Origin of the sequence: Amycolatopsis arida, from assembly GCF_900115565.1 — a bacterium.
Lineage (GTDB): Bacteria > Actinomycetota > Actinomycetes > Mycobacteriales > Pseudonocardiaceae > Yuhushiella > Yuhushiella arida.
Map to the genome: position 1 here is coordinate 66,660 of NZ_FOWW01000002.1, position 23,078 is coordinate 89,737.

The 23,078-nt window shown below is 71.9% G+C and carries 18 protein-coding genes and 3 tRNA genes; 14 read left to right on the top strand and 7 right to left on the bottom strand.

What is annotated here, in order from left to right; translation table 11 throughout:
• Positions 1 to 95 precede the first annotated feature (95 nt).
• Both BM051_RS05150 and BM051_RS05155 read left to right on the top strand, forming a co-directional pair.
• Positions 96 to 293 (top strand): hypothetical protein, encoded by a 198-nt coding sequence (locus tag BM051_RS05150; RefSeq protein WP_092528677.1) that lies wholly within the window; start codon positions 96 to 98, stop codon positions 291 to 293.
• A gap of 18 nt (positions 294 to 311) precedes the next feature.
• The gene (locus BM051_RS05155; protein ID WP_092528679.1) at positions 312 to 764 is read left to right on the top strand and encodes a GNAT family N-acetyltransferase; all 453 of its coding nucleotides are present in this window, start codon (positions 312 to 314) and stop codon (positions 762 to 764) included.
• Positions 765 to 768: 4 nt separating this feature from the next.
• On the opposite strand, the gene mnmA is transcribed toward BM051_RS05155, so the two are convergent.
• Entirely contained in the window at positions 769 to 1,857 is a 1,089-nt protein-coding gene (gene mnmA / locus BM051_RS05160; RefSeq protein WP_092528681.1) for a tRNA 2-thiouridine(34) synthase MnmA, read from the bottom strand.
• Positions 1,858 to 1,862: 5 nt separating this feature from the next.
• Positions 1,863 to 3,080, bottom strand: a complete 1,218-nt coding sequence (locus BM051_RS05165) for a cysteine desulfurase family protein (protein ID WP_092528683.1) — start codon at positions 3,078 to 3,080, stop codon at positions 1,863 to 1,865.
• A gap of 252 nt (positions 3,081 to 3,332) precedes the next feature.
• Between BM051_RS05165 and orn the strand changes: the two genes are divergently transcribed.
• Complete coding sequence (gene orn / locus BM051_RS05170) at positions 3,333 to 3,935, top strand: oligoribonuclease (protein WP_092529593.1); 603 nt, start codon at positions 3,333 to 3,335, stop codon at positions 3,933 to 3,935.
• 66 nt (positions 3,936 to 4,001) lie between these two features.
• Positions 4,002 to 4,077: transfer RNA gene (locus tag BM051_RS05175), tRNA-His, on the top strand.
• A gap of 979 nt (positions 4,078 to 5,056) precedes the next feature.
• Here BM051_RS05175 and BM051_RS05180 read toward each other — a convergent pair.
• On the bottom strand, positions 5,057 to 6,244 hold the full coding sequence (locus BM051_RS05180; protein ID WP_092528685.1) for a L,D-transpeptidase: 1,188 nt from the start codon (positions 6,242 to 6,244) through the stop codon (positions 5,057 to 5,059).
• A gap of 193 nt (positions 6,245 to 6,437) precedes the next feature.
• Between BM051_RS05180 and BM051_RS05185 the strand changes: the two genes are divergently transcribed.
• Both BM051_RS05185 and BM051_RS05190 read left to right on the top strand, forming a co-directional pair.
• Positions 6,438 to 6,510 (top strand) — tRNA-Lys (locus BM051_RS05185).
• Between the two features lie 173 nt (positions 6,511 to 6,683).
• The gene (locus BM051_RS05190; RefSeq protein ID WP_092529594.1) at positions 6,684 to 8,525 is read left to right on the top strand and encodes an AMP-dependent synthetase/ligase; all 1,842 of its coding nucleotides are present in this window, start codon (positions 6,684 to 6,686) and stop codon (positions 8,523 to 8,525) included.
• A 6-nt stretch (positions 8,526 to 8,531) separates the two neighbouring features.
• Here the strand turns inward: BM051_RS05190 and BM051_RS05195 are convergent, their stop codons facing one another.
• A complete protein-coding gene (locus BM051_RS05195) occupies positions 8,532 to 9,416 on the bottom strand; it encodes an SDR family NAD(P)-dependent oxidoreductase (RefSeq protein ID WP_092528687.1) in 885 nt (294 codons plus the stop codon).
• A gap of 436 nt (positions 9,417 to 9,852) precedes the next feature.
• On the opposite strand from BM051_RS05195, the gene BM051_RS05200 reads away from it, so the two are divergent.
• The 5 genes from BM051_RS05200 to BM051_RS05220 all read left to right on the top strand — a co-directional run bounded on the left by BM051_RS05200 (position 9,853) and on the right by BM051_RS05220 (position 18,472).
• Entirely contained in the window at positions 9,853 to 11,073 is a 1,221-nt protein-coding gene (locus BM051_RS05200; RefSeq protein WP_243859174.1) for an MFS transporter, read from the top strand.
• Positions 11,074 to 12,233: 1,160 nt separating this feature from the next.
• Positions 12,234 to 13,457 (top strand): GGDEF domain-containing protein, encoded by a 1,224-nt coding sequence (locus BM051_RS05205; protein WP_092528691.1) that lies wholly within the window; start codon positions 12,234 to 12,236, stop codon positions 13,455 to 13,457.
• Between the two features lie 249 nt (positions 13,458 to 13,706).
• Positions 13,707 to 15,875 carry a phospholipase gene (locus BM051_RS05210; RefSeq protein ID WP_092528693.1) on the top strand — a complete coding sequence of 723 codons (2,169 nt, stop codon included), beginning with the start codon at positions 13,707 to 13,709 and terminating at the stop codon, positions 15,873 to 15,875.
• Between the two features lie 168 nt (positions 15,876 to 16,043).
• Positions 16,044 to 17,747, top strand: coding sequence for an LCP family protein (locus BM051_RS05215; RefSeq protein ID WP_092528695.1), 1,704 nt, complete (start codon positions 16,044 to 16,046; stop codon positions 17,745 to 17,747).
• Positions 17,748 to 17,956: 209 nt separating this feature from the next.
• Positions 17,957 to 18,472 carry a helix-turn-helix transcriptional regulator gene (locus BM051_RS05220; protein WP_092528697.1) on the top strand — a complete coding sequence of 172 codons (516 nt, stop codon included), beginning with the start codon at positions 17,957 to 17,959 and terminating at the stop codon, positions 18,470 to 18,472.
• Between the two features lie 137 nt (positions 18,473 to 18,609).
• Here the strand turns inward: BM051_RS05220 and BM051_RS05225 are convergent, their stop codons facing one another.
• Entirely contained in the window at positions 18,610 to 20,133 is a 1,524-nt protein-coding gene (locus BM051_RS05225; RefSeq protein ID WP_092528699.1) for a flavin-containing monooxygenase, read from the bottom strand.
• 134 nt (positions 20,134 to 20,267) lie between these two features.
• Between BM051_RS05225 and BM051_RS05230 the strand changes: the two genes are divergently transcribed.
• A complete protein-coding gene (locus BM051_RS05230; protein WP_092528701.1) occupies positions 20,268 to 20,843 on the top strand; it encodes a TetR/AcrR family transcriptional regulator in 576 nt (191 codons plus the stop codon).
• 196 nt (positions 20,844 to 21,039) lie between these two features.
• Positions 21,040 to 21,474, top strand: coding sequence for a hypothetical protein (locus BM051_RS05235; RefSeq protein WP_092528703.1), 435 nt, complete (start codon positions 21,040 to 21,042; stop codon positions 21,472 to 21,474).
• Between the two features lie 108 nt (positions 21,475 to 21,582).
• On the opposite strand, the gene BM051_RS05240 is transcribed toward BM051_RS05235, so the two are convergent.
• A complete protein-coding gene (locus tag BM051_RS05240; RefSeq protein ID WP_092528705.1) occupies positions 21,583 to 21,804 on the bottom strand; it encodes a DUF3618 domain-containing protein in 222 nt (73 codons plus the stop codon).
• Positions 21,805 to 21,943: 139 nt separating this feature from the next.
• Here BM051_RS05240 and BM051_RS05245 point away from each other — a divergent pair.
• Positions 21,944 to 22,017 (top strand) — tRNA-Leu (locus BM051_RS05245).
• Positions 22,018 to 22,096: 79 nt separating this feature from the next.
• Here BM051_RS05245 and BM051_RS05250 read toward each other — a convergent pair.
• A complete protein-coding gene (locus BM051_RS05250) occupies positions 22,097 to 22,702 on the bottom strand; it encodes a PepSY domain-containing protein (protein ID WP_092528707.1) in 606 nt (201 codons plus the stop codon).
• Between the last annotated feature and the right edge of the window lie 376 nt (positions 22,703 to 23,078).

Below are 23,078 nucleotides of genomic sequence, written 5' to 3' on the forward strand. Positions count from 1 at the left end.
GCCGGCCCGTGTCGGAGGCTGCCCACCCGCGGCCGGTCACCGTGGGTCAGCGCGGAGTACGCTGCGTCAGATCCGAGGGACGAAGGACGGCGACGATGATCGACTGGTGTTACAGCACCGCCTCGCGTTGCTGCCACTGCGACCAGCGGGCGTGCTTCCCGGACGAGCGGACCGCGGATCGCTTCGTCACCAAGTCCGAGCGGAGGCTGGTGTCCTTCGCCTGCCCGGTCGGCAACGGCTGGCACGTGATCTACCCCGCCGTCGAGCTCAAGGCGTCCGTGCCACGGCGCTGAGCGCGCGATACTTCCGGCATGGACGAGACCACCATCCGTGCCGCGCGGCCCGACGACGTCCCGGCCATCGTGGCCATGCTCGCCGACGACCCGCTCGGCGCGACCCGCGAGCGGCCGGACGACCTCGCGCCGTACCGGCGGGCGTTCGCCGCCGTCGACGCCGACCCGAACCAGCACCTGGTGGTGGCCGACCTCGGCGGCCGGGTGGTGGGCACGCTGCAGTTCGCCGTCATCCCGGGCCTGGCCCGATGCGGCGCGCCGCGCGGGCAGATCGAGGCGGTGCGGGTGCACGCCGCGCACCGGGGCCGCGGCATCGGGGCGGCGCTCGTCCAGTGGGCGATCGGGCAGGGTCGCCGCCGCGGGTGCGCCCTGGTGCAGCTCACCTCGGACGCCTCGCGCACCGACGCGCACCGGTTCTACCGGCGGCTGGGCTTCGCGCCCACGCACACCGGGTTCAGGCTCGCCCTGTGAGGCGCTAAGAGTCGGTGGCGCGGATCTTCGCGCTGCCCAGCACGAGGTCACCGGCGGCGTCCGGCCGGTAGAGCACCGCGACCTGGCCCGGCGCGACCCCGCGCAGCGGCTCGCGCGGCGCGATCCGCACCTCGCCGCCCACCAGCTCGGCCACGGCCGGTGCGGTGCCGCCGTGCGCGCGCACCTGCACCACGCACTCCACCGGACCGTCCAGCGGCGCGCCGGGCCACACCGGACGGTCGGCGGTGATCTCCCGCACCCCGAGCCGCTCGGCCGGGCCCACCCGGACGGTGCCGGACACCGGCTCCAGACCCAGCACGTACCGGGGCCGGCCGTCCGGGGCGGGCGCCTCGATGCCCAACCCCTTGCGCTGGCCCACGGTGAAACCGTGCACGCCGGTGTGCCGGCCGAGCACCGCGCCGGTCTCGGCGTCGACCAGCTCACCCGGCCGCTGCCCGAGCCGCGACTCCAGGAAGCCGCGGGTGTCACCGTTCGGGATGAAGCAGATGTCGTGGCTGTCCGGCTTGTTCGCCACGGCCAGCCCGCGCCGGTCGGCCTCGGCCCGCACGTCCCGCTTCACCGAGTCGCCCAGTGGGAACAGCGAGTGCCGCAGCTGCTCCGCGGTCAGCGAGGCGAGCACATAGGACTGGTCCTTGCCCTCGTCGGCCGCGCGCCGCAGCTCCGGTACACCGTCCACGACGGACAGTCGGGCGTAGTGACCGGTGCACACCGCGTCGAAGCCGAGCGCGACGGCCTTCTCCAGCAGCGCCGCGAACTTGATCTTCTCGTTGCAGGTGACGCACGGGTTCGGCGTCCGGCCCGCGGCGTACTCGCCGACGAAGGTCTCCACGACCTCCTCGGTGAACCGCTCGGCGAAGTCCCAGACGTAGAACGGAATGCCGAGGAGGTCAGCCGCCCTGCGAGCGTCCCGCGAGTCCTCGATCGTGCAGCAGCCCCGCGACCCGGTGCGCAGCGTGCCCGGTCGCGCCGACAGCGCCAGGTGCACCCCGACGACGTCGTGCCCGGCGTCCACCGCGCGCGCGGCGGCGACCGCGGAGTCCACTCCCCCGCTCATCGCGGCCAGCACCCGCATCCGCGTCACACCTCCTGCTTCTGCTTGCGCATTCCGGCCAGCCCCGCCTGCCTGGCCCTGGCCACCACCGCGCCGATCTCCCCGGCCAGCGCCGCCACGTCGTCCGAAGTGGACGTGTGACCGAGCGAGAACCGGAGCGACCCGCGGGCCGACGCCGCGTCCGCGCCCATGGCCAGCAGGACGTGGCTCGGCTCGGCCACCCCGGCCGTGCAGGCCGAGCCCGTGGAGCACTCGATCCCCTTGGCGTCCAGCAGCATCAGCAGGCTGTCGCCGGCGCAGCCGGGGAAGGTGAAGTGCGCGACGCCGGGCAGTCGGCCCGGCGTGCCCCTGTCGAGGACGTCGTCGGGCGGCGAGCCATTGAGCCGCGCGTCCGGCACCTCCCGCAGCACCGCGGCGACCAGCTCGTCCCGCAGCGCCGCCACCCGGGGAGCCTCGCCGGCGCGACCGGCCACCACGGACTCGACCGCCGCCGCGAGCGCGGTGATGCTCGGCACGTCGAGGGTGCCGGAGCGCACGTTGCGTTCCTGCCCACCGCCGTGCAGCAGCGGGGCGCACGGCACGTCCCGGCCGAGCAGCAGTGTGCCCACCCCGTACGGGCCGCCGACCTTGTGCCCGGTCAGCGTCAGCGCGCTGACGCCGCTGGCGGCGAAGTCGACGTCGAGGGCGCCGACGGCCTGCACCGCGTCGGTGTGCAGCGGGATCTCGTGCTCGGCGCAGACCGCCGCGAGCTCGGGCACCGGGTTCACGGTGCCCACCTCGTTGTTGGCCCACATCACGGTGACCAACGCCACATCCGAGGGGTCGGGGCCCAGCGCGGCGCGCAGGGCGTCCGGCCGCACCCGGCCGTGCCGGTCGACCTCGATCCAGGTGACCTCGGCGCCAGCGTGGTCGCCCAGCCACCGCACGGTGTCGAGCACCGCGTGGTGCTCCACCGCGCTGGCCAGCACCCGGCGCCGCGCGGGATCCTCCGCCCGCCGGGCCCAGAAGATGCCCTTCACCGCGAGGTTGTCGCTCTCCGTGCCGCCGCCGGTGAACACCACCTCGGACGGCTGGGCACCGAGCGCGGCGGCGATCGTCTCGCGCGCCTCCTCGACCACGCGCCGTGCCCGACGGCCCGAGGAGTGCAGGGAGGAGGCGTTGCCCACGGTGGACAGCGCCTCGCTCATCGCCGCGACGGCTTCCGGCACCATCGGAGTGGTCGCCGCGTGGTCCAGGTACGTCATCTCCTCACCAGGGTAGCCTTGGACGACGCCGCGATGTGCCCGGTGGAGCAGCGCCACATTCCCCCGTCCTCCGGGTGCACCCCCGTCCCCTTCTTGGCCGGCAGTGTCTTACGGGCTGGGACGAAGGAGGCCCGGGAAAGAACCAAGGCCCACCGCCGCGGGGCGTCCCGCGCCTCGGCACCGCCCGCGGTGTTCGGCCGCTCACGGCACGTCCCGGCGCCGAGCCGGCCGGGCCCGGCTATGGTTCCGCTGGTGAACGATCGTCTTGTCTGGATCGACTGCGAGATGACGGGGCTCGACCTCGCCAAGGACGTGCTGATCGAGATCGCCGTCCTGGTGACCGACTCCCAACTCACCATCCTCGGCGACGGCCTTGACCTGGTCATCCACGCCGACGACGCGGCGCTCGGCGGCATGACTGACGTGGTGCGGGACATGCACGCCCGCTCCGGGCTCACCGACGAGGTGCGCCGCTCCCGGATCACCCTCGCCGACGCCGAGCGCCAGGTGCTCGACCACGTCCGCCGCTACGTCCCCGAGCCCCGAACGGCACCGCTGGCCGGCAACTCCATCGCCACTGACCGGGGCTTCATCGCCAGGGACATGCCCGCCCTCGACGCGCACCTGCACTACCGGATGGTCGACGTGTCCTCGGTCAAGGAGCTGGTGCGCCGCTGGTACCCGCGCATCTACTACGCCAAGCCGGAGAAGGGCCTTGCCCACCGCGCGCTCGCCGACATCAAGGAGTCCATCGGCGAGCTCGAGTACTACCGCCGTACCGCCTTCGTCCCCCAACCCGGCCCGACCAGCGAACAGGCCAAGGCCGTCGCCACCGAGGTCCTCGGCGTTCGATAACCCGGTGCGAGTCCCCCACGGCCACACGCTACGATATTGCAGCCGAGGCGGTCACCGCCTCGCATGGTGGGTGTAGCTCAGCTGGTAGAGCACCTGGTTGTGGTCCAGGATGTCGCGGGTTCAAGTCCCGTCACTCACCCCATGGGTGCCCCTATTCGCCGGGCACGGCTTCGCTCCCTGGGGTTCGTCCTCGCTGTGGGGGGCCGAGCCCCCCACACCCCCCACGGTGCGAGCTCCTCGCCTTGGGCGAGCGCTGGTGGCGTTGGTCGTGGACCAGCGATGCGGGGGGTGCCATGTCTGTCGGGCGCTTCGCTCGCTGGCGCTCGCTCGCTGGGTCACCTGTGGGGGTTGGTGGGCGCCTTGTGGGTGAGGGTGCGTCTGGCTGGGGCTGGCTCTGGGACTTCTGGGGCGCTTTGCTCGCTGCGCTCGCTCGCTGGGGCCGCGCGGCGGGTGTGGTAGGTGGCTGGGCGTGAGGCCGTTGGTTCGAGGAGTGCGGGCTCTTCGTTCGGGGGCGCGAGTTTCACGTTCGGGACGGCGAAATCTATGTTCGGGACGGCGAGGTCTACGTTGAGGCGCGCTGTTTGCGAGCCCAAGGTGGCTCGGCGGGATGCGCCTCACCCAGCATCGGAGCTTCAGCCGTTCCATCCCGGGCTCGGGGCACGCCCATCAGGCGTGGCGCACCGTCCGTCGTTCCCACCCGGCTCGCGGCACGCCCCACCAGGCGCGGGGCCATCAGCCATTCCCCTCCCCACCCCGATCCGAAGCCGCCTTGCGGGCGGGGGCGCCGTGTCAAGGCACTCTTTCCCGCCTTGACACGGTGCCGACGACCGTCAACACAATCAGGGCTTCGGGGTGGGGACCACACCACCCGCGACGCGGCAACCCCGACACGGGATGCACCCCCAGCGGGCGCGCGAGGAGGACTCTCCCGGCGCGGCACACGCCGCCGCGCACCCGTCGAGTTGTCCCCATCCCACGAAAGGGATCCACAGATTTCGCGCCCACCGTCCCAACACCCCCGGCGGCGATACGCTGGAGCGGCTCGGCGGCCCCCCGGGGTGGGCGGGGTCGGGGCCAGCGGTGCGGCGGGCCGGGTGGTTGATCGGGGCGGCGTGCGGGGGCTACTTCTTCTTGCCGCCGGACTTCCACTCGTCCCAGGGCATCTGCCACACGCTCCAGCCGTCGGTGGGCTCGAGTTCGCGGCCGCCCGAGTTCCGGACCACGACGATGTCGCCGCGCTTCGACGTCTCCATCAACCACCCGGCGTTCTCCACCGACAGGTTCAGGCACCCGTGGCTCACGTTGCGCCGTCCCTGGTCGCCGACCGACCACGGCGCCGAGTGGTAGAAGATCCCGCTGTTGGACAGCCGGACGGCGTACTTCACCCAGGTCCGGTAGCCGGCCGGCGAGTCCGCCGGGACACCGTACGTGCCCGAGTCCAACGTGTAGCCGACGTGCTCGCTCATCACCGTGTACGTGCCGGTCGGCGTGGTGCTCGACCGCTTGCCCATCGACAGCGGCATCTCCCTGACCACCTCGTCGTTGATCGACACGGTCATCTGGAAGGTGCTGCCGTCGGCCACCGCGACCAGCTTGTCGCCGATGGTGAAGCTCGCCGAGCGGTCCTCCCTGCCGAACGTGCCGTTGCCGAGGTCCCGCCCGTAGATGCCGGCGTCCACCGTGACCTTGGTGCCCGGCTTCCAGTACTCCTTCGGCCGCCACGTCACCCACTTGTCACTGAACCAGTGAAACGCGCCCTCGGTCGCCGGCTCGGCGGTCACCCGCAGTGCCCGCTCCGCGGCGTCCTTGTCCGCGACGTTGCCACTGAACATGAAGACGATCGGCATCCCCACGCCGACCGTCTCCCCGTCCTGCACGTTCACCGACACCGAGACCCGCCGCTTCGGCGTCGCCGTGGTGAACGTCGACGCGGCCTCCACCAGCTTGCCGTCCGCGCCCTTCGCCGACGCGGTCAACGTGTACGTCTTGCCGTAGCCGAGCTTCTCGGTGGTCGTCCACTTCGCGCCGTCCGCCGCGCGCTCCCCGGACACCTCGGTCCCGTCCGCGCCGACCAGCGCCACCTCGGCGAGCGTGCCGTTCTCCGCGGCGACCTTCACCGGCTCGCCCGGAGCGAAGGCGTCGGCGCCGTCGGCCGGCGAGAGGCTCAGCGACACGGGCCTCGGCGGTGGCGGGGTCCGCGATTCGGGCGGTGCCGGCGTCTCCCCCGTGCCGCTGCACCCGGCGAGCAGCAGCCCACCGGCCAGCACGAGCACCGGCACCCGGGTCCGCAACCCGCCCCGACCTCGCATGGAAAACCACCGTTCGTGTTCGACACCACCCGTTTGCGCCTACAGTGTGCCCGAATCGTGGCACGCTGTGTGCGAGTACGGTGAAGTCGCGTCCACCCCGTACCGAGTCCGGCCGAGGGGGCCGCGACACGAGCGCCGAACAGCCCGTGCTAGTGTTTTCCCGTCGCCGAGCACAGCGCGAAGCGGCAGGTCCGCGCCATTAGCTCAACTGGCAGAGCAGCTGACTCTTAATCAGCGGGTTCGGGGTTCGAGTCCCTGATGGCGCACCCCCAACGAGGTCCCCACGCGGCTCCGCGCGTGGGGACCTTTGTCGTCCCCTTTCGTCCCCTCGATGCTCCACTGTGGACTTCCCGCCGGCGTCCCCGCGCCGCTCCGACGTCTTCCTGATTCGCCGACCAGCGCTTAGAGTGGCGGAGGTCACGACCCGAGGAGGCCAGTGTTGACCAGCCCGCAGTCCGCCGCCAACGCTGCCGAAGGCCAGACGATCCCGAGCCTGCTGCGTCGCAACGCCACCGAGTTCGCCGACCTGCCCGCCCTCACGTCGCTGGACGCCGCCGGGCAACCCACCCTGACCTGGGGCGAGCTGCGCACCGAGATCGCCGCCGTCGCCCGCGGCCTCGCCGACCTCGGGCTGCACGCGGGCCAGCGCATGCTGATCATGGCGAGCAGCCGCCCCGAGCACTTCGTCGCCGACCTGGCCGCCACCCACCTCTCCGTCCTGTCCTGCACCGCCTACGCCACCCTCAGCAGCGAGCAGATCGCCTACGTCGCCCGGCACAGCGCCACCCCGGTGGCCGTGCTCGAGGGCACCCGTGAGCTGGAGCGCTGGCTGCCGGTGCTGGACGACCTGCCCGACCTGCGCCGCGTCGTGGTGATGGAGGCCGACGCCGTCCCGCCCGGCGACGACCGGTTCGTCAGCCTCGCCGACGTCAGGGCCAGGGGCGCCGAGCTGCACACCGCCGACCCGGACACGTTCGAGCGGTGGACCGCCCAGATCAAGCCGGACGACCCGCTGTCGATGATCTACACCTCGGGTACCACCGGCGACCCCAAGGGCGTGGTGCTCTCCCACCACGGCGCGATCTACGAGGGCTACGTCGTGCACCAGCGCCACGGCCTGCCCATGCACCTGCGCAACATCGCCTACCTGCCGCTGGCGCACATCGCCGAGCGGGAGCTGTCGATCTACATCCCGATCATCATCGCCGGCCACGTGCACACCCTCGCCGACCCGACGAGCGTGGTCGGCGCGCTCGGCACGGTGCGCCCGCAGACCTTCTTCGGCGTGCCACGGGTCTGGGAGAAGATGGCCGCCGGCCTGAAGAACATGCTCGCCGGCGTCCCCGAGGACCGCCGCGACGCGCTGCTCGAGGCCAACCAGCTGCTACAGCAGGGCTACAAGCTGCGCAGCGACGGCAAGGAGGTGCCGGCCGACCTCGCCCGCCGGATCGAGGAGGCCGACCGCGCCGTCCTCGCCCCGGTCCGCCAGCTGCTCGGCCTCGACCAGCTGCTGCTCGCCGCCAGCGGCGCCGCCGCGCTGCCGGTCGAAGTGCTCTACTTCCTCGCCGGGCTGGGCATCGAGATCCACGAGGTGTGGGGGTTGTCGGAGACCACCGGCGCGGTCACCGCGAACACCGCCGGCGCGTTCAAGGCCGGCACGGTCGGCCGCCCGTTCGACGGCGTCGAGGTGCGCGTCGCCGAGGACGGCGAGTTGCTCGTCCGCGGGCCCATCGTGTTCCTCGGCTACCTGCGGGAGGACGGCTCGATCGAGCCGGCGACCGACGCCGACGGCTGGCTGGCCACCGGCGACATCGGCGCCATCGACCAGGACGGCTACGTCACCATCACCGACCGCAAGAAGGAACTGATCATCACCTCCGGCGGGAAGAACATCGCGCCCAGCCGGATCGAGGGGCTGCTCAAGGAGCACCCGCTGATCGGCCAGGCGGTCGCGATCGGCGACAACCGCCCGTACGTCACGGCGTTGCTCGTGCTCGACGACGAGATGGCGCCCGCATGGGCGGGGAACCGGGGCATCGAGGCACCGGACATCGCCACCCTCGCCGACCACCCCGAGGTGCGCGCGGAGATCGAGCGCGCGGTCGCCGCCGCCAACGCCAGGCTGTCCCGGGCCGAGCAGGTCAAGCGCTACCACGTGGTGCCGAGGACCTGGACGCCGGAGAGTGGCGAGGTGACCCCCACGCTCAAGCTCAAGCGCCGGATCATCAACCAGCGCTACGAGCCGCTGATCGAGGCGCTGTACGAGCCCACTGACGGGTGACCACGGTCAGGCGGCGCCCTCCGTCCACTTGCGCAGCCGCGGCGGCACCCGCTTCTCCAGGCCGTAGGGCTCGAGGTGGGCGCTGAACACCTCGTCGAACGCCCGCTGGATGCTGTCGGTGTCCCAGGCGGAGCGTTCCAGGATCGGCGCCTTGAAGTAGGGCTGGCCCACGAGGTGCAGCTGCGGACCGTTGCACCGGACCAGCTGCCCGGTGATGCCCCGCGCCCGGTCGCTGAGCAGGTACAGCACCAGCGGGGCGATCCGGGACGGCGTGCGGTCCGGCGGGCAGTTGCGCAGCGACCGCTCCGACTGCCACACCATCCTGGTGTGCGCCAGCGGGCACACCGCGTTGACCCGGATGCCGACCTCCTCCATGTCCAGCGCCCAGGAATAGGTCAGCGACGCCACCGCGCCCTTGGTCGCCGCGTAGGTACCGAGCTTGCGCTGGCCGAGTGACGCCCCGGACGAGATGTTCACGATGGCCCCGCCCCGGCCCTGGTCGACCATCGCCCGCGCGGCGGCGGTCCCGGTGTAGATCACCCCGAGCAGGTTGACCCCGACCAGTTCCCGCACCTGGTCGGGCCCCTCCTCCCAGGGCAACGCCTCGTAGTTGAGCCCGGCGTTGTTCACCAGGCCGTCGATGCCGCCGAACTCGCTCCGGCACAGCGCGACGATCGCCTCCGCCTGGTCGGGCTCGGTCACGGTGTGCCCGCTCGACACCGCACGGCCCCCGTGCACCCGGATGCCGGCCGCCACCCGCTCGGCGAGGTCGGCCTCCACGTCGTTGACCACCACGGCGGCCCCGGCCTGGGCCAGGTGCACGGCGAACGCCTCGCCCAGTCCCCGCCCGGCGCCGGTCACCACCACGGCCCTGCCATCCAGCATGTTCATGATCGTCTCCCACCGGCCAGCCCCGACGCAGCCGGGTGTCCACCCACTGCCGCTGGCCTGCAGACAGTGTTGGCCAGTCACCGACCGGAGTACCCCCGACGGCGACGAATGGTGCAAACCTTGCGCCGAACGAGTGACGTTTGATCGGCCGGGGCATACTGCTCGGCGAGTCGACCCTGCCCCCGGGCCCGGCGGGGCCCGGTCCGGGTCCCTCCGCGCCACCGATCAGACCTTCGGTGGCGTCCTTGTGGCCCAGTCTGGGCGTCCGTTGATCCGATTCCCGATGGATCGCTGTTTGCCTACGCGTAGCCGGCGGCATACTGAACGTTGTCAGAAACGTTGCGCGGTCGTCGGGTGTTCGGGGGCGATCCCCAGGACCATCCGCAGCGCGCACTCCACGGGACGGCTCGGGCGAGGGGGAACGGATGATGGGCCGGTGAGCACGCGAACGGCGCCGAGGACGTCCTCACCGCTCCGGAACACCGAGTTCAGGGCGCTGTGGATCGCGGAGGCCCAGTCGGTCTTCGGCGACCATCTCACGACGGTCGCGCTCGCGATCATGGTGTACCAACGCACCGAGTCGGCGCTGTGGGCCGCGCTGGTCTACGCACTGACGTTCCTGCCCGCGTTGGCCGGCGGGCTCGGGCTGGCCCAGCTGGCCGACCGGTTTCCGCGGCGCACCGTGCTCGTCGCCTGCGCCGCGGCGCAGGCCGTGCTCGTCGGCCTGATGGCCATCCCCGGCACCCCGCTGCTACTGGTGGGCGGGCTGCTCGTGCTGGCACGACTGGCCGGGGCGCCGGCCAACGCCGCGCAGAACGCTCTCACCCGCGAGGTCTTCACCGACGACGAGCGTTACCTGCGCAGCCAGGACGTGCGCGGCATCACCACCAACATCGCGATGCTCGTCGGGCTGGCCAGTGGCGGCTTCCTGGTGCTCCAGCTCGGCGGCTCGGCCGCACTCGCGCTGGACGCCCTCACCTTCGGAGTCAGCGCGCTGCTGGTGTGGCGCCGCGTCGCCTGGCGCCCGGCCGCGGGCGCCGCGGGTGAGCCGTGGTTCGGTGCGATCCGCTGGGTGTTCGGGCAACGCCGGCTGCGGGTGCTGCTGGCGCTTTCCTGGCTGGTCGGGTTGGCGGTGATCCCGGAAGGGCTGGCCGCGCCGCTGGCCGACCAGATCGACGCGCCACCCACCGCGGTCGGCTGGCTGCTGGCCGCCGACCCGCTCGGGTTCATCGTCGGGGTCTTCGTGCTCTCGCGGTTCGTGTCGGGTGAGAACCGAAGGCGGGCGATGGGGGTGCTGGCGATCGCGTCCGCGGCCACCCTGGTCGCGTTCGCCCTGGAGCCGAGCCTGCCCTACGCGCTCCTGCTGCTGGCACTGGCCGGCGCGACCGGTGCGTACATCATCACCGTCGGCGCCACGTTCATCACCTGGGTGCCCAACGAGTTGCGGGGTGGCGCCGGCGGGCTGTACCGCACCGGGCTGCGCGTGGCGCAGGGCATCGGGGTGGCGCTGGGCGGTGTGGTGGCGGAGCTCGTCGGCTCCGCCTCCGTGACCATCGCGCTCGCCGGCGTGGCGGGTGTGGCGCTCGGCATCCCGGTCGCGTTGTCGTGGGCGCGGGTCCGAGCGGGCGGTGTTGGCGCACCGTTGCCCGCCCATTGACGCGCGAGCGAGTTCCGGTGCGTTACCGGTACCGAGGCAAGGGAGTCACCGCCTCTTTTCGAGGCGTTGGCACGGCGATCAGAAGTCACGGCTCGACATGGAGGTTCACCTCCCATTCGGGTGCTGTCGACGGGTCAACAACTCGAGCGGTTCAGAAGTCGCGGCTCGACACGACGGCTCACCTCCCGGTGCGGTCGAAAACAATCGAACACGGACGAAGTTGATCAGAAGTCACGGCTGGACATCGGCTGGCTCCTCTCGGGGTCCGGCACGGGTGCTCGGGACGGTCGGGACGGCTCAGAAGTCACGGCTCGACATGGAGGCTCACCTCCCATTCAGGTGCTGTCGACGGGTCAACAACTCGAGCGGTTCAGAAGTCGCGGCTCGACACGACGGCTCACCTCCCGGTGCGGTCGAAAACAATCGAACACGGACGAAGTTGATCAGAAGTCACGGCTGGACATCGGCTGGCTCCTCTCGGGGTCCGGCACGGGTGCTCGGGACGGTCGGGACGGCTCAGAAGTCACGGCTCGACACGGTGGCTCACCTCCGCTTCAGCTCGTCGGACGGTCGGACGGTCGGACGACGAAGGCTCAGAAGTCACGGCTCGACACGCTGGGTCACCTCCTCGGGGACGAATGTGAAACCCTCTTCACCCATGAGCTGCTCAGAAGTCACGGCTGGACATCGGATGCCACCTCTCTGCTACCAAAACGAACGGGGACGTACTCACCTGCCGGATCAGAAGTCGCGGCTCGACACCAGAAACACCTCCGATCGTCGCTTGCGGATTGGACTCGGAGATCATCGGAGGTCACCGACCCCGTCGATGTCCTCGCCTACCCGGAACATCTGATGGAGTGGGATGATACCTGTCACGGAAAACGAATGCCCGCTTCACCCGGTACCGGACAGATTACTCATCGCCGTGCCGCGGACAACGAGGAGGTGACCAAGTGCCATCGGTACCTCCCCGCCGGCCGTCCACGAGCGACCGGCCCGCTCCGCGGCCCGACCTGCCCCATCCACCGGCGACCACTCCTCCCGTCGACGGCGGGACCCGCAGTACCGATGACGACCGCGCGAACGCACGCGCCTACCACCCGCGCTCCTGGGCACTGTGGCACCGCCCTCGGCGGGTCATCGTCTTCCTGCTCGTCATGGAGGCCCTCGCGCTCGCGGTGTTCGCGGTCGCGTTGTGGCACTCCCCGCTGCCCGGTACCGGCGACTGGCTGAGGTTCGCCATCCTGGCGGTCGGCGCCACCGCGCACATCCAGCTCACCCAGCGGCAGGAGGAACGGCGCCGCAACCGGACCAGGACGGTCCTGATCGACTTGACCGCCGTGTGGACCTTCTCCGCCGCGGTGGTGCTGCCGATCCCGCTGACGCTGCTGCTCGTGGCGTTGATCCGGGTGCAGCACTGGTTCATCGCCCGGCGGCCGGCGCACAACTTCGTGTTCTCGTCGATCACCCACGGCGTGTCCGTGGTGCTGGCGCACCTGACGTTCGAGGCGGTCGGCCCGGACGGGTGGGGAGCGTTCGGCACCGACCCGATCCAGGACTTCGCCGCGCTCGTGGTGGCCGGCGTGGTGTTCGAGGCGGTGCAGATCGGCTACGTCAGCGGAATTCTCGCGCTGGGCGCGACCTCGACCCCGACGGTGCGCAACGTGCTCGGGAACAAGGCCGACAACCTGCTCGAGGCCATCACCATCGGGTTGGGCGCGGTGACCGCCATCCTGCTGGTGACCGTGCCGCCGGCGGTCGCGATCATGGCCGTGGTGACCGTGGTGTTCAACCGCCTCGCGGAGCTCGACCAGTTGCAGGACGACGTCCGCACCGATCCCAAGACCGGCACGCTCAACATGCGGGGCTGGACCGAGCTCGCCGAGCGGGCGCTGGGTCGGGCCAGCAAGTCCGACGACGAGCTGGCGTTGCTGATGATCGACCTCGACCACTTCAAGTGGATCAACGACACGTTCGGTCACCCCGCCGGTGACGACGTGCTGCGCGTCGTCGCGCAGGCACTGGGAGAGGTGACCCGACCCACCGACGTGGTCGGCCGGTTCGGCGGCGAGGAGTTCCTCGTGCTGCTGCCCGACACCGACCAGGCGGCGGCCGACGCGGCGGCCGAGCGGGTGCGACGTGCGATCGCGGCACTGCGAATCGTCACCACCGACAAGCGTGGCGGCCAAACGATCATCGCCGGGCGCACCACCTCGATCGGCGTCGCCGTGTACCCCCGGCACGCCGACACACTGAACACCCTGCTCCAGGCCGCCGACGCCGCCGTGTACGAGGCCAAGGAGAAGGGCCGCAACCAGGTGCGGATGGCCGCGGAGCGGCGGATCCACACCGGATCGAACAACGGCGCGGACCGGCAGTGACCGACACCAGACCCGTCGCCCACGGCTGAGCATCACCCTGACGAGGACGCTTCGCCCCACCCGGGTGGCGGCGCGTTGCGGCGTGGTGGGCACACTGGCCGGCCGTGCCCACTATCGTCACCCGAACCGGGGGCCGGCCGGGCCTGTCGGCACGGTCCGTGAGCGCCCACCGGGACTGCGGTTCTCCGCAGGTCGGCTCGGGGGTTGCCCCCATGCCGTCGCCCGAGCAGCACTGAGAGCCTGGAGAGCATGAACCGTCCGCCCCTGCCCCCACGCCGTCCGTTGTGGACGTCGGCGTGGCTGCTCCTGCTGGTGCTGGCGGTGATCGGGTTCGGCTTCGTGGCATCCCGGCCGGCGCCGTCCCCGAGGGTCCCGCTCGACGGCGACGTGGCGCAGGCCGAACAGGCCGTGCGGGCCCTGCTCACGCCGGGACCGCGGACCACCGCGCTCGACCTGCTGCCGGCGGACTTCACCGAGGTCACCGGGGTGCGGCCGGGCCGGGAGCCGGCTAGGGACGGCACCGTGCGGGCGGTGCACGCCGACGGGGGGTGCTCGGCGCCGTGGGGCGACGACGACACGCGCTGGGACTACGCCGTGCCGTGCCGGTCCCACGACCTGGGCTACGACCTGCTCCGCTACGCCGCGGCGAAGGGCACACCGCTGGCCCCCGAGCTGCGAGAGGCGCTGGACGACCGGTTGTCGGCGGACATGCACGCGACGTGCGGACTCAACCCGCGGGGCTCCCCCGACCTCTGCCGGGCCGTGGCGTCGCTGTACTCCGCCGGGCTGGTGGTGAACTCCTGGCACCAGCGCTGGGGCCCACCGGTCGGCCAGCCGATCGCGCCGATGCTGTGCGGCCTGGCCATGATCGGCTTCCTGCTCACCTTCCGGCTGCGCGGCTGGCTGCACGTGCGCCGGCAGACCCCGCGCCGAGCACCCCACCCGCGACCCGCGCCACGGCCGGTGAGCCGCTGGGCGCTGCTCGGGGTGGGCGGCATCGTGGTGCTGATGCTCGGCGAGTCGGTGGTCGCGCTGGCCCGGTGGGCCGGCGCCGGCGAGGCGACACTGTGGCCGCTCACCTGGCTCGCGCAGCTCGGCTTCGTGTTCTTCTTCGCCGGCGGCCACGCCAACGCCGCGGGGTGGCGGGCCGAGGTGCGCGCCGGCGGCGGCTACCGCGAGTACCTGGCGCACCGGGCGAGCTGGCTGCTCCGGCCGGCGCTGGTCTTCGCCGTCGTGGCGTTCGCCGTGCCGGTGGCGCTGGAGCTGCTCGGCATCCCGGCCGGCACCACCGCGGCGGCGATGCGGATCGCCCTGCACCCGCTGTGGCTGCTCGGGATGTACCTGCTGACCGTCGCGCTGACCCCGGTGATGCTGGCGCTGCACCGCCGCGCCCGCTGGCCGACGCTGCTGGGCACGCTCGGCGTCGTGGCGGGCGCCGAGCTGGTCGGCGGCACCCCGGCCGCCCGCTACGTCGGCGCGCTCGGCCTGGCCCTGCTTGCCCAGCAGCTGGCCTTCGCCCACGCCGACGGGCGGCTGCCCCGCCGGCTGCTGGTGCCGCTCGGCGGCGCCGCCGCGGCGGGCCTGGCGGCACTGGCCTGGTCCGGAGGAGTGCCGCCGCTCCTGCTCGGCACCCCGGGCGCGGCGCCGGTGTTCGCCGCCCCCGCCGGGGCGGTGCTGCTGCTGGGGCTGACCCAGCTCGGCGCGCTCGCGCTGCTCGCCCGGCCGCTCGCGGGGCTGGCCCACCGGCCCGGCGCGACCCGCGCGGTGGCGTTCGCGCTGCGCGCGCCGATGAGCCTCTACCTCGGCTTCCTCACCGCGATGCTGCTGCTCATCGCGGTGGTCTACTTCCCCGACCGGCTCGGGCACGGCGTGGCCTGGCTGTTCCAACCGCGGTCGGTGGTGGCGCTGGCGCTGCTGGCCGGGCCGGCGGCGCTGGTCTTCTGGTGGTTCGAGCGGCACGGCGTGGGGCACAGCGGCCCGCGCCCCGTTGCCCCCGGTGCGGGCCGGCTCGGCGCGCCGCTCAGCCGCGCGGCGGCCGGGCTCGGGATCGGCTACGCCATGGTGGGCGTGTTCGGCCTCGCGCTCACCAGCCTCGGCGCGGATCCGGAGCCGTCGGTGTTGCTGGGCCTGTCGCTCGACCCCATCCAGAGCCTGCTGCACCTGCTACTGGGCGTGTCCCTGCTGCAGACGGTGCGCACCGGGGCGAGCGCGGCGCCGGTCACGTGGGTGCTGACCGCGCTCGCCTGCGTGCCGCCGGTGCTGGCCGCGACGGCGGGGCCGGCGGTCGACCCGCTGGGCCTGGCCGTGCACGGCGCGACGGCGCTGTTCGCCGCCGCGGCGGTGCTCGCCACGGTGCTCGGCGCCCGGTCGGCCCCGATGCCGACGCCGGCGACGGTGCCGGCGAGAACGGGCGGGTGAGGCGCTCGACGTCCCCGCTTCGGGTGTTGTCGACCACGCCCGAGCGCCGTTGTGCCACGCTGTGGACAACCCGGACCGATCGTCGGACGTCACCGGGATGGAGGAGTGACACACCCGTGCCCACGGCCAGGGCGCGGGTGTCGAGCACGGACGAAGGGAGCTGCCGGCGTGGAGTACCCGCCGCGGAACGGTCGCGGGGACCGTCGTCCCGCGAGGCCGTGGCAGGAGTCCGGGGTCGGTCGACCGGCCCCGGCCCGGCATACTCCGCCACCCGGTTCCGCACGCTCCGCCGGGGCCCGCGCGACGGGCTCCCGGCCGCGTCCTCCGGTCGATCGCCCTTCCGCCGACGCGCCGACGGTCCGTCGGCCCGCCGCCGGGGACCCACCCCGCCCGCGCCGCCCGCAGCCACCACCCGCCCGCCGGCGGGGACCCGGCCGCGGCGTGAAGATCGCGCTGACCATGGCGTCCGTGCTGGTGATGAGCGTCACCGGCTATGCGTGGGCGGCGATGCAGGGCCTGGTCACCGGCCTGACCATGACGGACGTCATCGGGGCCGAGGGTGGCGGCGACAAGCCGGCGGACGGCGCCAGGGACATCCTGCTGGTCGGCATGGACAGCCGGACCGACGCGCAGGGCAACCCGCTTCCCGAGGACATGCTCGCCAAGCTGCGCGCGGGCGTCGCCGACGGCGAGCTGAACACCGACACGTTGATCTTCGTGCACATCCCCAACGATGGCAGCAAGGCCGTCGCGTTCTCGCTGCCCCGCGACTCCTACGTCGACATTCCCGGCCACGGCAAGCACAAGATCAACTCCGCCTACGCGCGGGGGAAGCTGGAAGCCCGCGCGGAGCTGCAGGAGAAGGGGGTGACCGACCCCAAGGAGCTGGAGGTACGCGGCAACCAGGAGGGCGCCAAGACGCTCATCGCCACCGTGGAGCGGCTCACCGGCTCCACGATCGACAACTACGCCTCGATCAACCTCCTCGGCTTCTACGAGATCACCCAGGCGATCGGCGGGGTCGACGTCTGCCTCAAGCGGCCCACCAAGGACCCGTACTCCGGCGCGAACTTCACGGCCGGCCCGCAGACCGTCTCCGGTTTCGAGGCACTGGCGTTCGTCCGGCAGCGGCACGGCCTGCTCCGCGGCGACCTCGACCGGGTGGTCCGCCAGCAGGTGTTCATGGCCGGGCTGGCCAGGAAGATCCTGTCCGCCGGCACCTTGAGCGATCCCGGCAAGCTCAACGACCTGGTCAAGGCGGTGCAGAAGTCGGTGGTGCTCAACCAGGGCTGGGACATCCTCGCCTTCGCCGAGCAGATGAAGGGCCTCACCGCGGGGCAGATCGAGTTCCGCACCATCCCGGTGGTGAACTCGGAGTACAGCACCCCCGAGGACGGCGAGGCGGTCCAGGTGGACCCCAAGCAGGTCATGGCGTTCGTGCAGGGCTCGACCGGACCGACCCAGCCGGCCGACGCCGGCCCGGACAACGCCGAGATCACCGTGGACGTCCGCAACGCCTCCGGGCGCACCGGTCTGGCCGCCGGGGTGTCCCGGTCGCTGGCCGAGCAGGGCTTCACCGAGGGGGCGATCGGCAACGCCACGTCGCGCACGAGCACCGTGGTGCGGGTCCCGCCGGGCGCGCAGGCGGCGGGCCGGAAGGTGGCCGACGCCCTCGACGGCAACCCGGAGGTGGAGGAGGACCGGTCCGTGCCCGCCGGCCACGCGGTGGTCCTGCTCGGTACCGACTACGCGAGCTCGGACACCACGAACCGGACGACCGACCGGATCGCCGCCGCACCGCCGGCACAGTCGGCCCCGCCACCCGAGGAGGAGCAGCCGATCACCGCCGACGGCGTCGTCTGCGTGAACTGAGGCCAGTCGGAGCAGGACCGCTACCACCTGGGCCGGACCGGACGTTACTCCATTCGGCCCATATCGCCGTCCGCTCGGAAACAGTCCGGCAAACCCGCGTAAGGACCCGCGACCCAGCGCCTTTCATCCACGTGAAGGTGAGTCGCGGGCAGCCTGCCGCGCTGCGCTGGCAGCGCGGTACGCCGCGTGGTGCAGGCAGGGGACGACGAGTGCAGATCGACGGGGACGCCTACCAACGTGCTCTCGGCGAAGAGCTGCGCGAGCTTCGCAAGCGGCGCGGCTGGACCCGGAAGGAACTGAACGAGCGCCTGCAGAGCGACATCTCGCTGCAGACGTTGGCCACGTACGAGCTGGGCACCCGGCAGTGCTCGGTGGTCCGGCTCGCCGAGCTGTGCCTCGCGATGGGGGAAACCCCGCAGGACCTGCTCGCCAGGGTGCACCGCCGGGTGTTCGCCGAGGAGCCCGGCCGGCTGCGGCTGGACCTGGCCGCCGTGGTCGCCGACCGCCAGCCCGAGCTGCTCCCGCTGCGCCGCTGGGCGCAGGACCGGCTGCGGCAGGCCGGCGTGCTGTCCCTGGCCGTCCAGCTCGACCTCGCCGCGATCGACTGGCTCGCCGAGCTGTGCGGGGTGGCCACCAGCGAACTGCTCCCCCGCCTGCGCCGGCTCTCCGGCCACGCCGACGACGACGGCGACCCACCCGCCCGGACGGGCACCGCGGACACCTGACCCCAGAACGCGGACACGCCGCCACCCCGCCGTGTCCGCGCCCCGCGCCCGCGTGTCCGCGCGCCACGTCACCGTGTTGGCCGCTCCCGTCGCCGTGCCGGCCGCTCCCGTCCGCGGTGGGCGGCTGCCCTCGCCCGTCAGGCGCTCAGCTTCGCGAGGGTCGGCTCGGAGCGTCGGGACCGGGCAGGAGCGCGCCCGATCAGCTCGAAGTCGGCCGGCTCCAGCCGCCGGGTGCGCTGCCAGTACCGCCAGGTGAAGCCCGGCCAGATCGTGCGGTTGACACCCATCGCGTCCAGGTACCAGCTCTTGCAGCCGCCCTGGGTCCAGATACCCTTCTCGAGCTTGCGCTGGATGTCGGCGTTGAACTGGGCCTGCGTGTCGGCCCGCACGTCGATCGCCGCGGCGTCGTTGTCCTCGACGTAGCGGATGGCCTCGGCGACGTAGCGGACCTGCGACTCGATCATGAACACCACGGAGTTGTGGCCGAGCCCGGTGTTCGGACCGAGCAGGAAGAACAGGTTCGGGTAGCCGGACACGGTGATCCCCAGGTGGGTCCGCATCCCGTGCGTCGCCCACTCCTTGCTGAGGTCGCGCCCGTCCTGGCCGAGGATGTCCAGCCCGTCGAAGGCGTCGGTGACGTGGAAGCCGGTGCCGAAGATGATCGCGTCCACCTCGTGCTCGACGCCGGCGGCGTCCACCACGGCGTGCTCCCGCACCTCGGCGACGCCGTCGGTGACCAGCTCGACGTTGTCGCGGTTCAGGGCGGGGTAGTAGTCGTTGGAGATCAGCACCCGCTTGCAGCCCATCGTGTAGTCGGGGGTGATCTTGCGGCGCACCTCCGGGTCCCGGACCTGCTTGGCGATGTGCCGCTTGGCGACCAGCTGGGCGAGCTTCATCATGCCGGGGTGGCCGTTGAAGCCGATCGCCCGGACCTCGAGCAGCCAGTACAGGAGGTGCCGGTACAGCCGCTGGACCCCGGGCACGCGGTGGAACAGCGTCCGGGCCCACCCGGGCATGGCGTGGTCGGGCTTGGGCATGATCCACGGCGGGGTGCGCTGGAACACGGTCAGCCGGTCGACGTCCTTCGCGATCTGCGGGACGAACTGGATGGCGCTGGCCCCGGTGCCGATCACCGCGACACGCTTGCCGCGCAGGTCGAAGTCGTGGTCCCACTCGGCCGAGTGGAACGCCCTGCCCTGGAAGCGCTCGATGCCGGGCAGCCGCGGGGTCTGCGGGACGTGCAGGGCACCGACACCGGAGACGAGGAACTGGCCGACGAACTCGTCGCCGGACCGGGTGCTCACGTGCCACCGACCCTCGTCGGCGTCCCAGCGCGCACCGGTCATCTCCTGGCCGAACCGGACGAACCGGTACAGGTCGTACTTCTCCGCCACCCGGCGCAGGTAGTCCCAGATCTCCCGTTGTGGGGAGAAGGACCTGGTCCAGTCGGGGTTCTGCTCGAAGGAGAACGAGTACATGTGCGACTGGATGTCGCAGGCGCAACCGGGGTAGGTGTTGTCCCGCCAGGTGCCGCCCACGTCGTGCGCCTTCTCCAGGATGACGAAGTCGTCGCGGCCCTCCTTGCGCAGCTTGATCGCCATGCCGAGGCCGGAGAAGCCCGTCCCGACGATGACGACACCGACTTCGGTGCGCTTGCCCATACCCGTCCTCCAAGGTCTGGATTCCTGTTACTCGAAGTCCATCTTACTGCGAGTAGGTTACTTCCGGTAGACTCAGTTTCGTGACGGTGACATCGAGGGACTCCCGCGGCACCCCCGAGCCCCGCCGCCGGCGGATGCCGAGGGCCGAGCGGGAGCGGCAGATGATCGACGTCGCCGTGGCGGTCTTCGCGGAGCGGGGCTACGCGGCGGCGTCGATGGACGAGATCGCCGAGCGGGTCGGGGTCTCCAAGCCGATGCTCTACGAGTACTTCAACTCCAAGGAAGGGCTGCTGCTCGCCTGCATCCGGCAGGCACGCGCGGAGCTACGCACCGTGACCGAACACGCGGTGGTGGGCGCCGGTTCCGCCGAGGAGGCGATGCGCAGGGGGCTGCACGCCTACTTCGCGTTCATGCGGGAGCACCGCGAGGCGTGGTCACTACTGCGTACCGAGATGTCGCTGGCCGGCACCCCGGCGGCCGACGAGATCGAGGAGACCCGGCGCCAGCAAACCGACCTGATCGCGGCGCTGATGAGCGGATACTTCGAGGCCGACGCGCCGCTGCAGGTGGAGGCGGCGGCGGAGTTCGTGGTGGGCGCCTGCGAGCGGCTGGCCCTCTGGTGCGAGCGGCACGACGTCGCGCCGGACGTGGTCACCGACCACGTCATGCGGATCCTGTGGGACGGGCTCCGGGACCGCGCTCGCGGGTGAGCTACTCTCCGTATGCCCTACGCAGCGTAATCTTTGACACATTGTCGTATTGCTGCCGCGATCATTCCGATACAGAATTCAACGACGAACCCAGACGGGTGCCACCCGATCGGGGCCGTCCGTAACGAGCGTCATGGCACGGCGGTGGCTCGGTCTACCACTGTGGAACATGCCGAGAGCGGGAGGGGTGAGACCGATGGTGCAGCCGATCGTGGCGACGTACCGGCAGGACGACGAGGACTGGTCGATCACCGTGGCGGGTCTGGGCAAGGAGCTCACCGCGCGGGCGCCGGGCATCATCGCCGCGCGGGACCGGGCCGACCAGCTCGTGGAGAAGCTGGCCCCGGAGGGCACCGCCACCACCGTGGTGCACCTGCTCAACGGGAGCGCGCTGGAGTTCACCGCCGCCTACATGAGCGCGCGACTGGCCAGGACGACCGCCGAGCCCGCCCCGGCGCCGGCCGCCGCACCGACGGCGCCGAATCCGACGGTGGTGGTGCGCGAGACGAAGTCCACCAAGCCCACCGTGCCGACCAAGGAGCTCAGCAGGACTCCCGAGGAGGCCGGCAAGGCTCCGGCCCAGGCCACGCCCACGACGCGGATGCCCGGTACCGCCGCGGCGGCGCGCTGAGCCGCGGATCAGCGCGCGCCGAGACCGGCCGCTCTCCCGCCCCGGCCACTCCACTCGCGGATTCCCCTTCTCCGGGAGCGGTCGGCGGATCCGTTCGGGGCGAGCGGCTCAGCGAAGCAGCTTGCGCAGCAGGAGCAGCCCGACCAGCACGCCCGCGCCGAGCAGCGAATACTTGATCTTCGGTTCGGCGAGCTTCGCCTGCACGCTCACCTTCGCGTCGTCGGCGAGCCGCTTCGGGTTGGCCTTCACCGTCAGCTCGTCCAGCGTGGACGCCAGTGCGTCCCTCGCCCGCTCGATCTCACGCTCGATGGTCTCCGGATCGCGGGCCACGTGTCCTCCTCGCCACAACCGGCCTTCACCAAGGCCGCACGGTTACCGCTCCTAGGACGCCCACCGTAGAGGACCCGCCGGCGGCCGCCGCACTCACCCGACACGGCGACCCACGCCGGCGGCTAAGCTCTGGCAGGGCGGGCCCGTAGCCCAATCGGCAGAGGCACATGGTTTAGGTCCATGCCAGTGTGAGTTCGAGTCTCACCGGGCCCACGCAGCGCAGCGCACCTCACCTGTCCGCGGTTTCCTCCCCGGCGGCTCGGCCGGGAAGGAGGACTTCGCCAGCGGGCGGCTACTCGGTCCTGACGACATCCCCGGTCTTCGCGTCGAGGTAGGTCTCCCGACGCTCGTCGTCCTGCGCGGTGAACTCGAGCTGCCACACCACCGTGCCGTCGTGGAGTTGATCGATCTCCAGCTCGGTCAGCCGTCCACTGTCCTGCTGCCCACCCAGCTCAGCCGCGCGGGCGGCGTCGATCTGAGCCGCGTCGAGCTTCTGGATGTCGTCGTCGGGGTCGGCGCTCTCGTGCTTGCGCAGCACCTCGGCGCCGTCCTCGGACACGTCCACTTCGTACTCCCGGCCGTCGGAGGCCACCTTCACCTCCCAGACCCGCTGGTTGCCGCTCCTCGTCTCGTGCTCGATGTCGAAGACCCTGCCGTTGGGCACCGCGGCCGCCGCTGTCCGGGCGGCGGCCGCCATCTCGGCCGCCCCGCCGGCCTGCTCCCCGGCCGTGGTGGTCGTGGGCGACGGGGGCGAGGTCACCCCCGCCGTCGGAGTCGGGACGCCGTCGGCGTCGCCCTGTTGGTCGTTGTCGGGGCCTCCACAGGCGGCGAGCGCCGCCGCCGTGGCGAGCGCCCCCGCGCTGGTGACCAGGGCGGTGAACAGAGAGTGTCGAACCATGAGCGGGTCCTACCCCACTCGCCTGGCCCCCATTCGCGTCAGCACCCTTCTCGCCCGCCAGGCTCACCGAGCGAGTGAGAAGGTCATCAGTGGTGACAGTCAGTGACGCATCTTCCGGTGTGCCACGGTGGCCGCGTCGCGCGGGTGGGCGAGTGCCACGGCAGCCTCGGTGTCCCGCGGTCCTCCCGCGTAAACAGGAGCGCCGGGATCGGTAACGATCGCGGACGTCGTATCGGTATCCACCCTGGGTGAACGCCTGGTCACGATCGGGCTTCCCCGCTACCACTTCCCGAGACGCGACAGAGGTGTGACGATGCACTACGACATGGTGGAGTGCCCCCGGTGCCACGGGTCCGGGCTGGCGCCCAACCGGAAG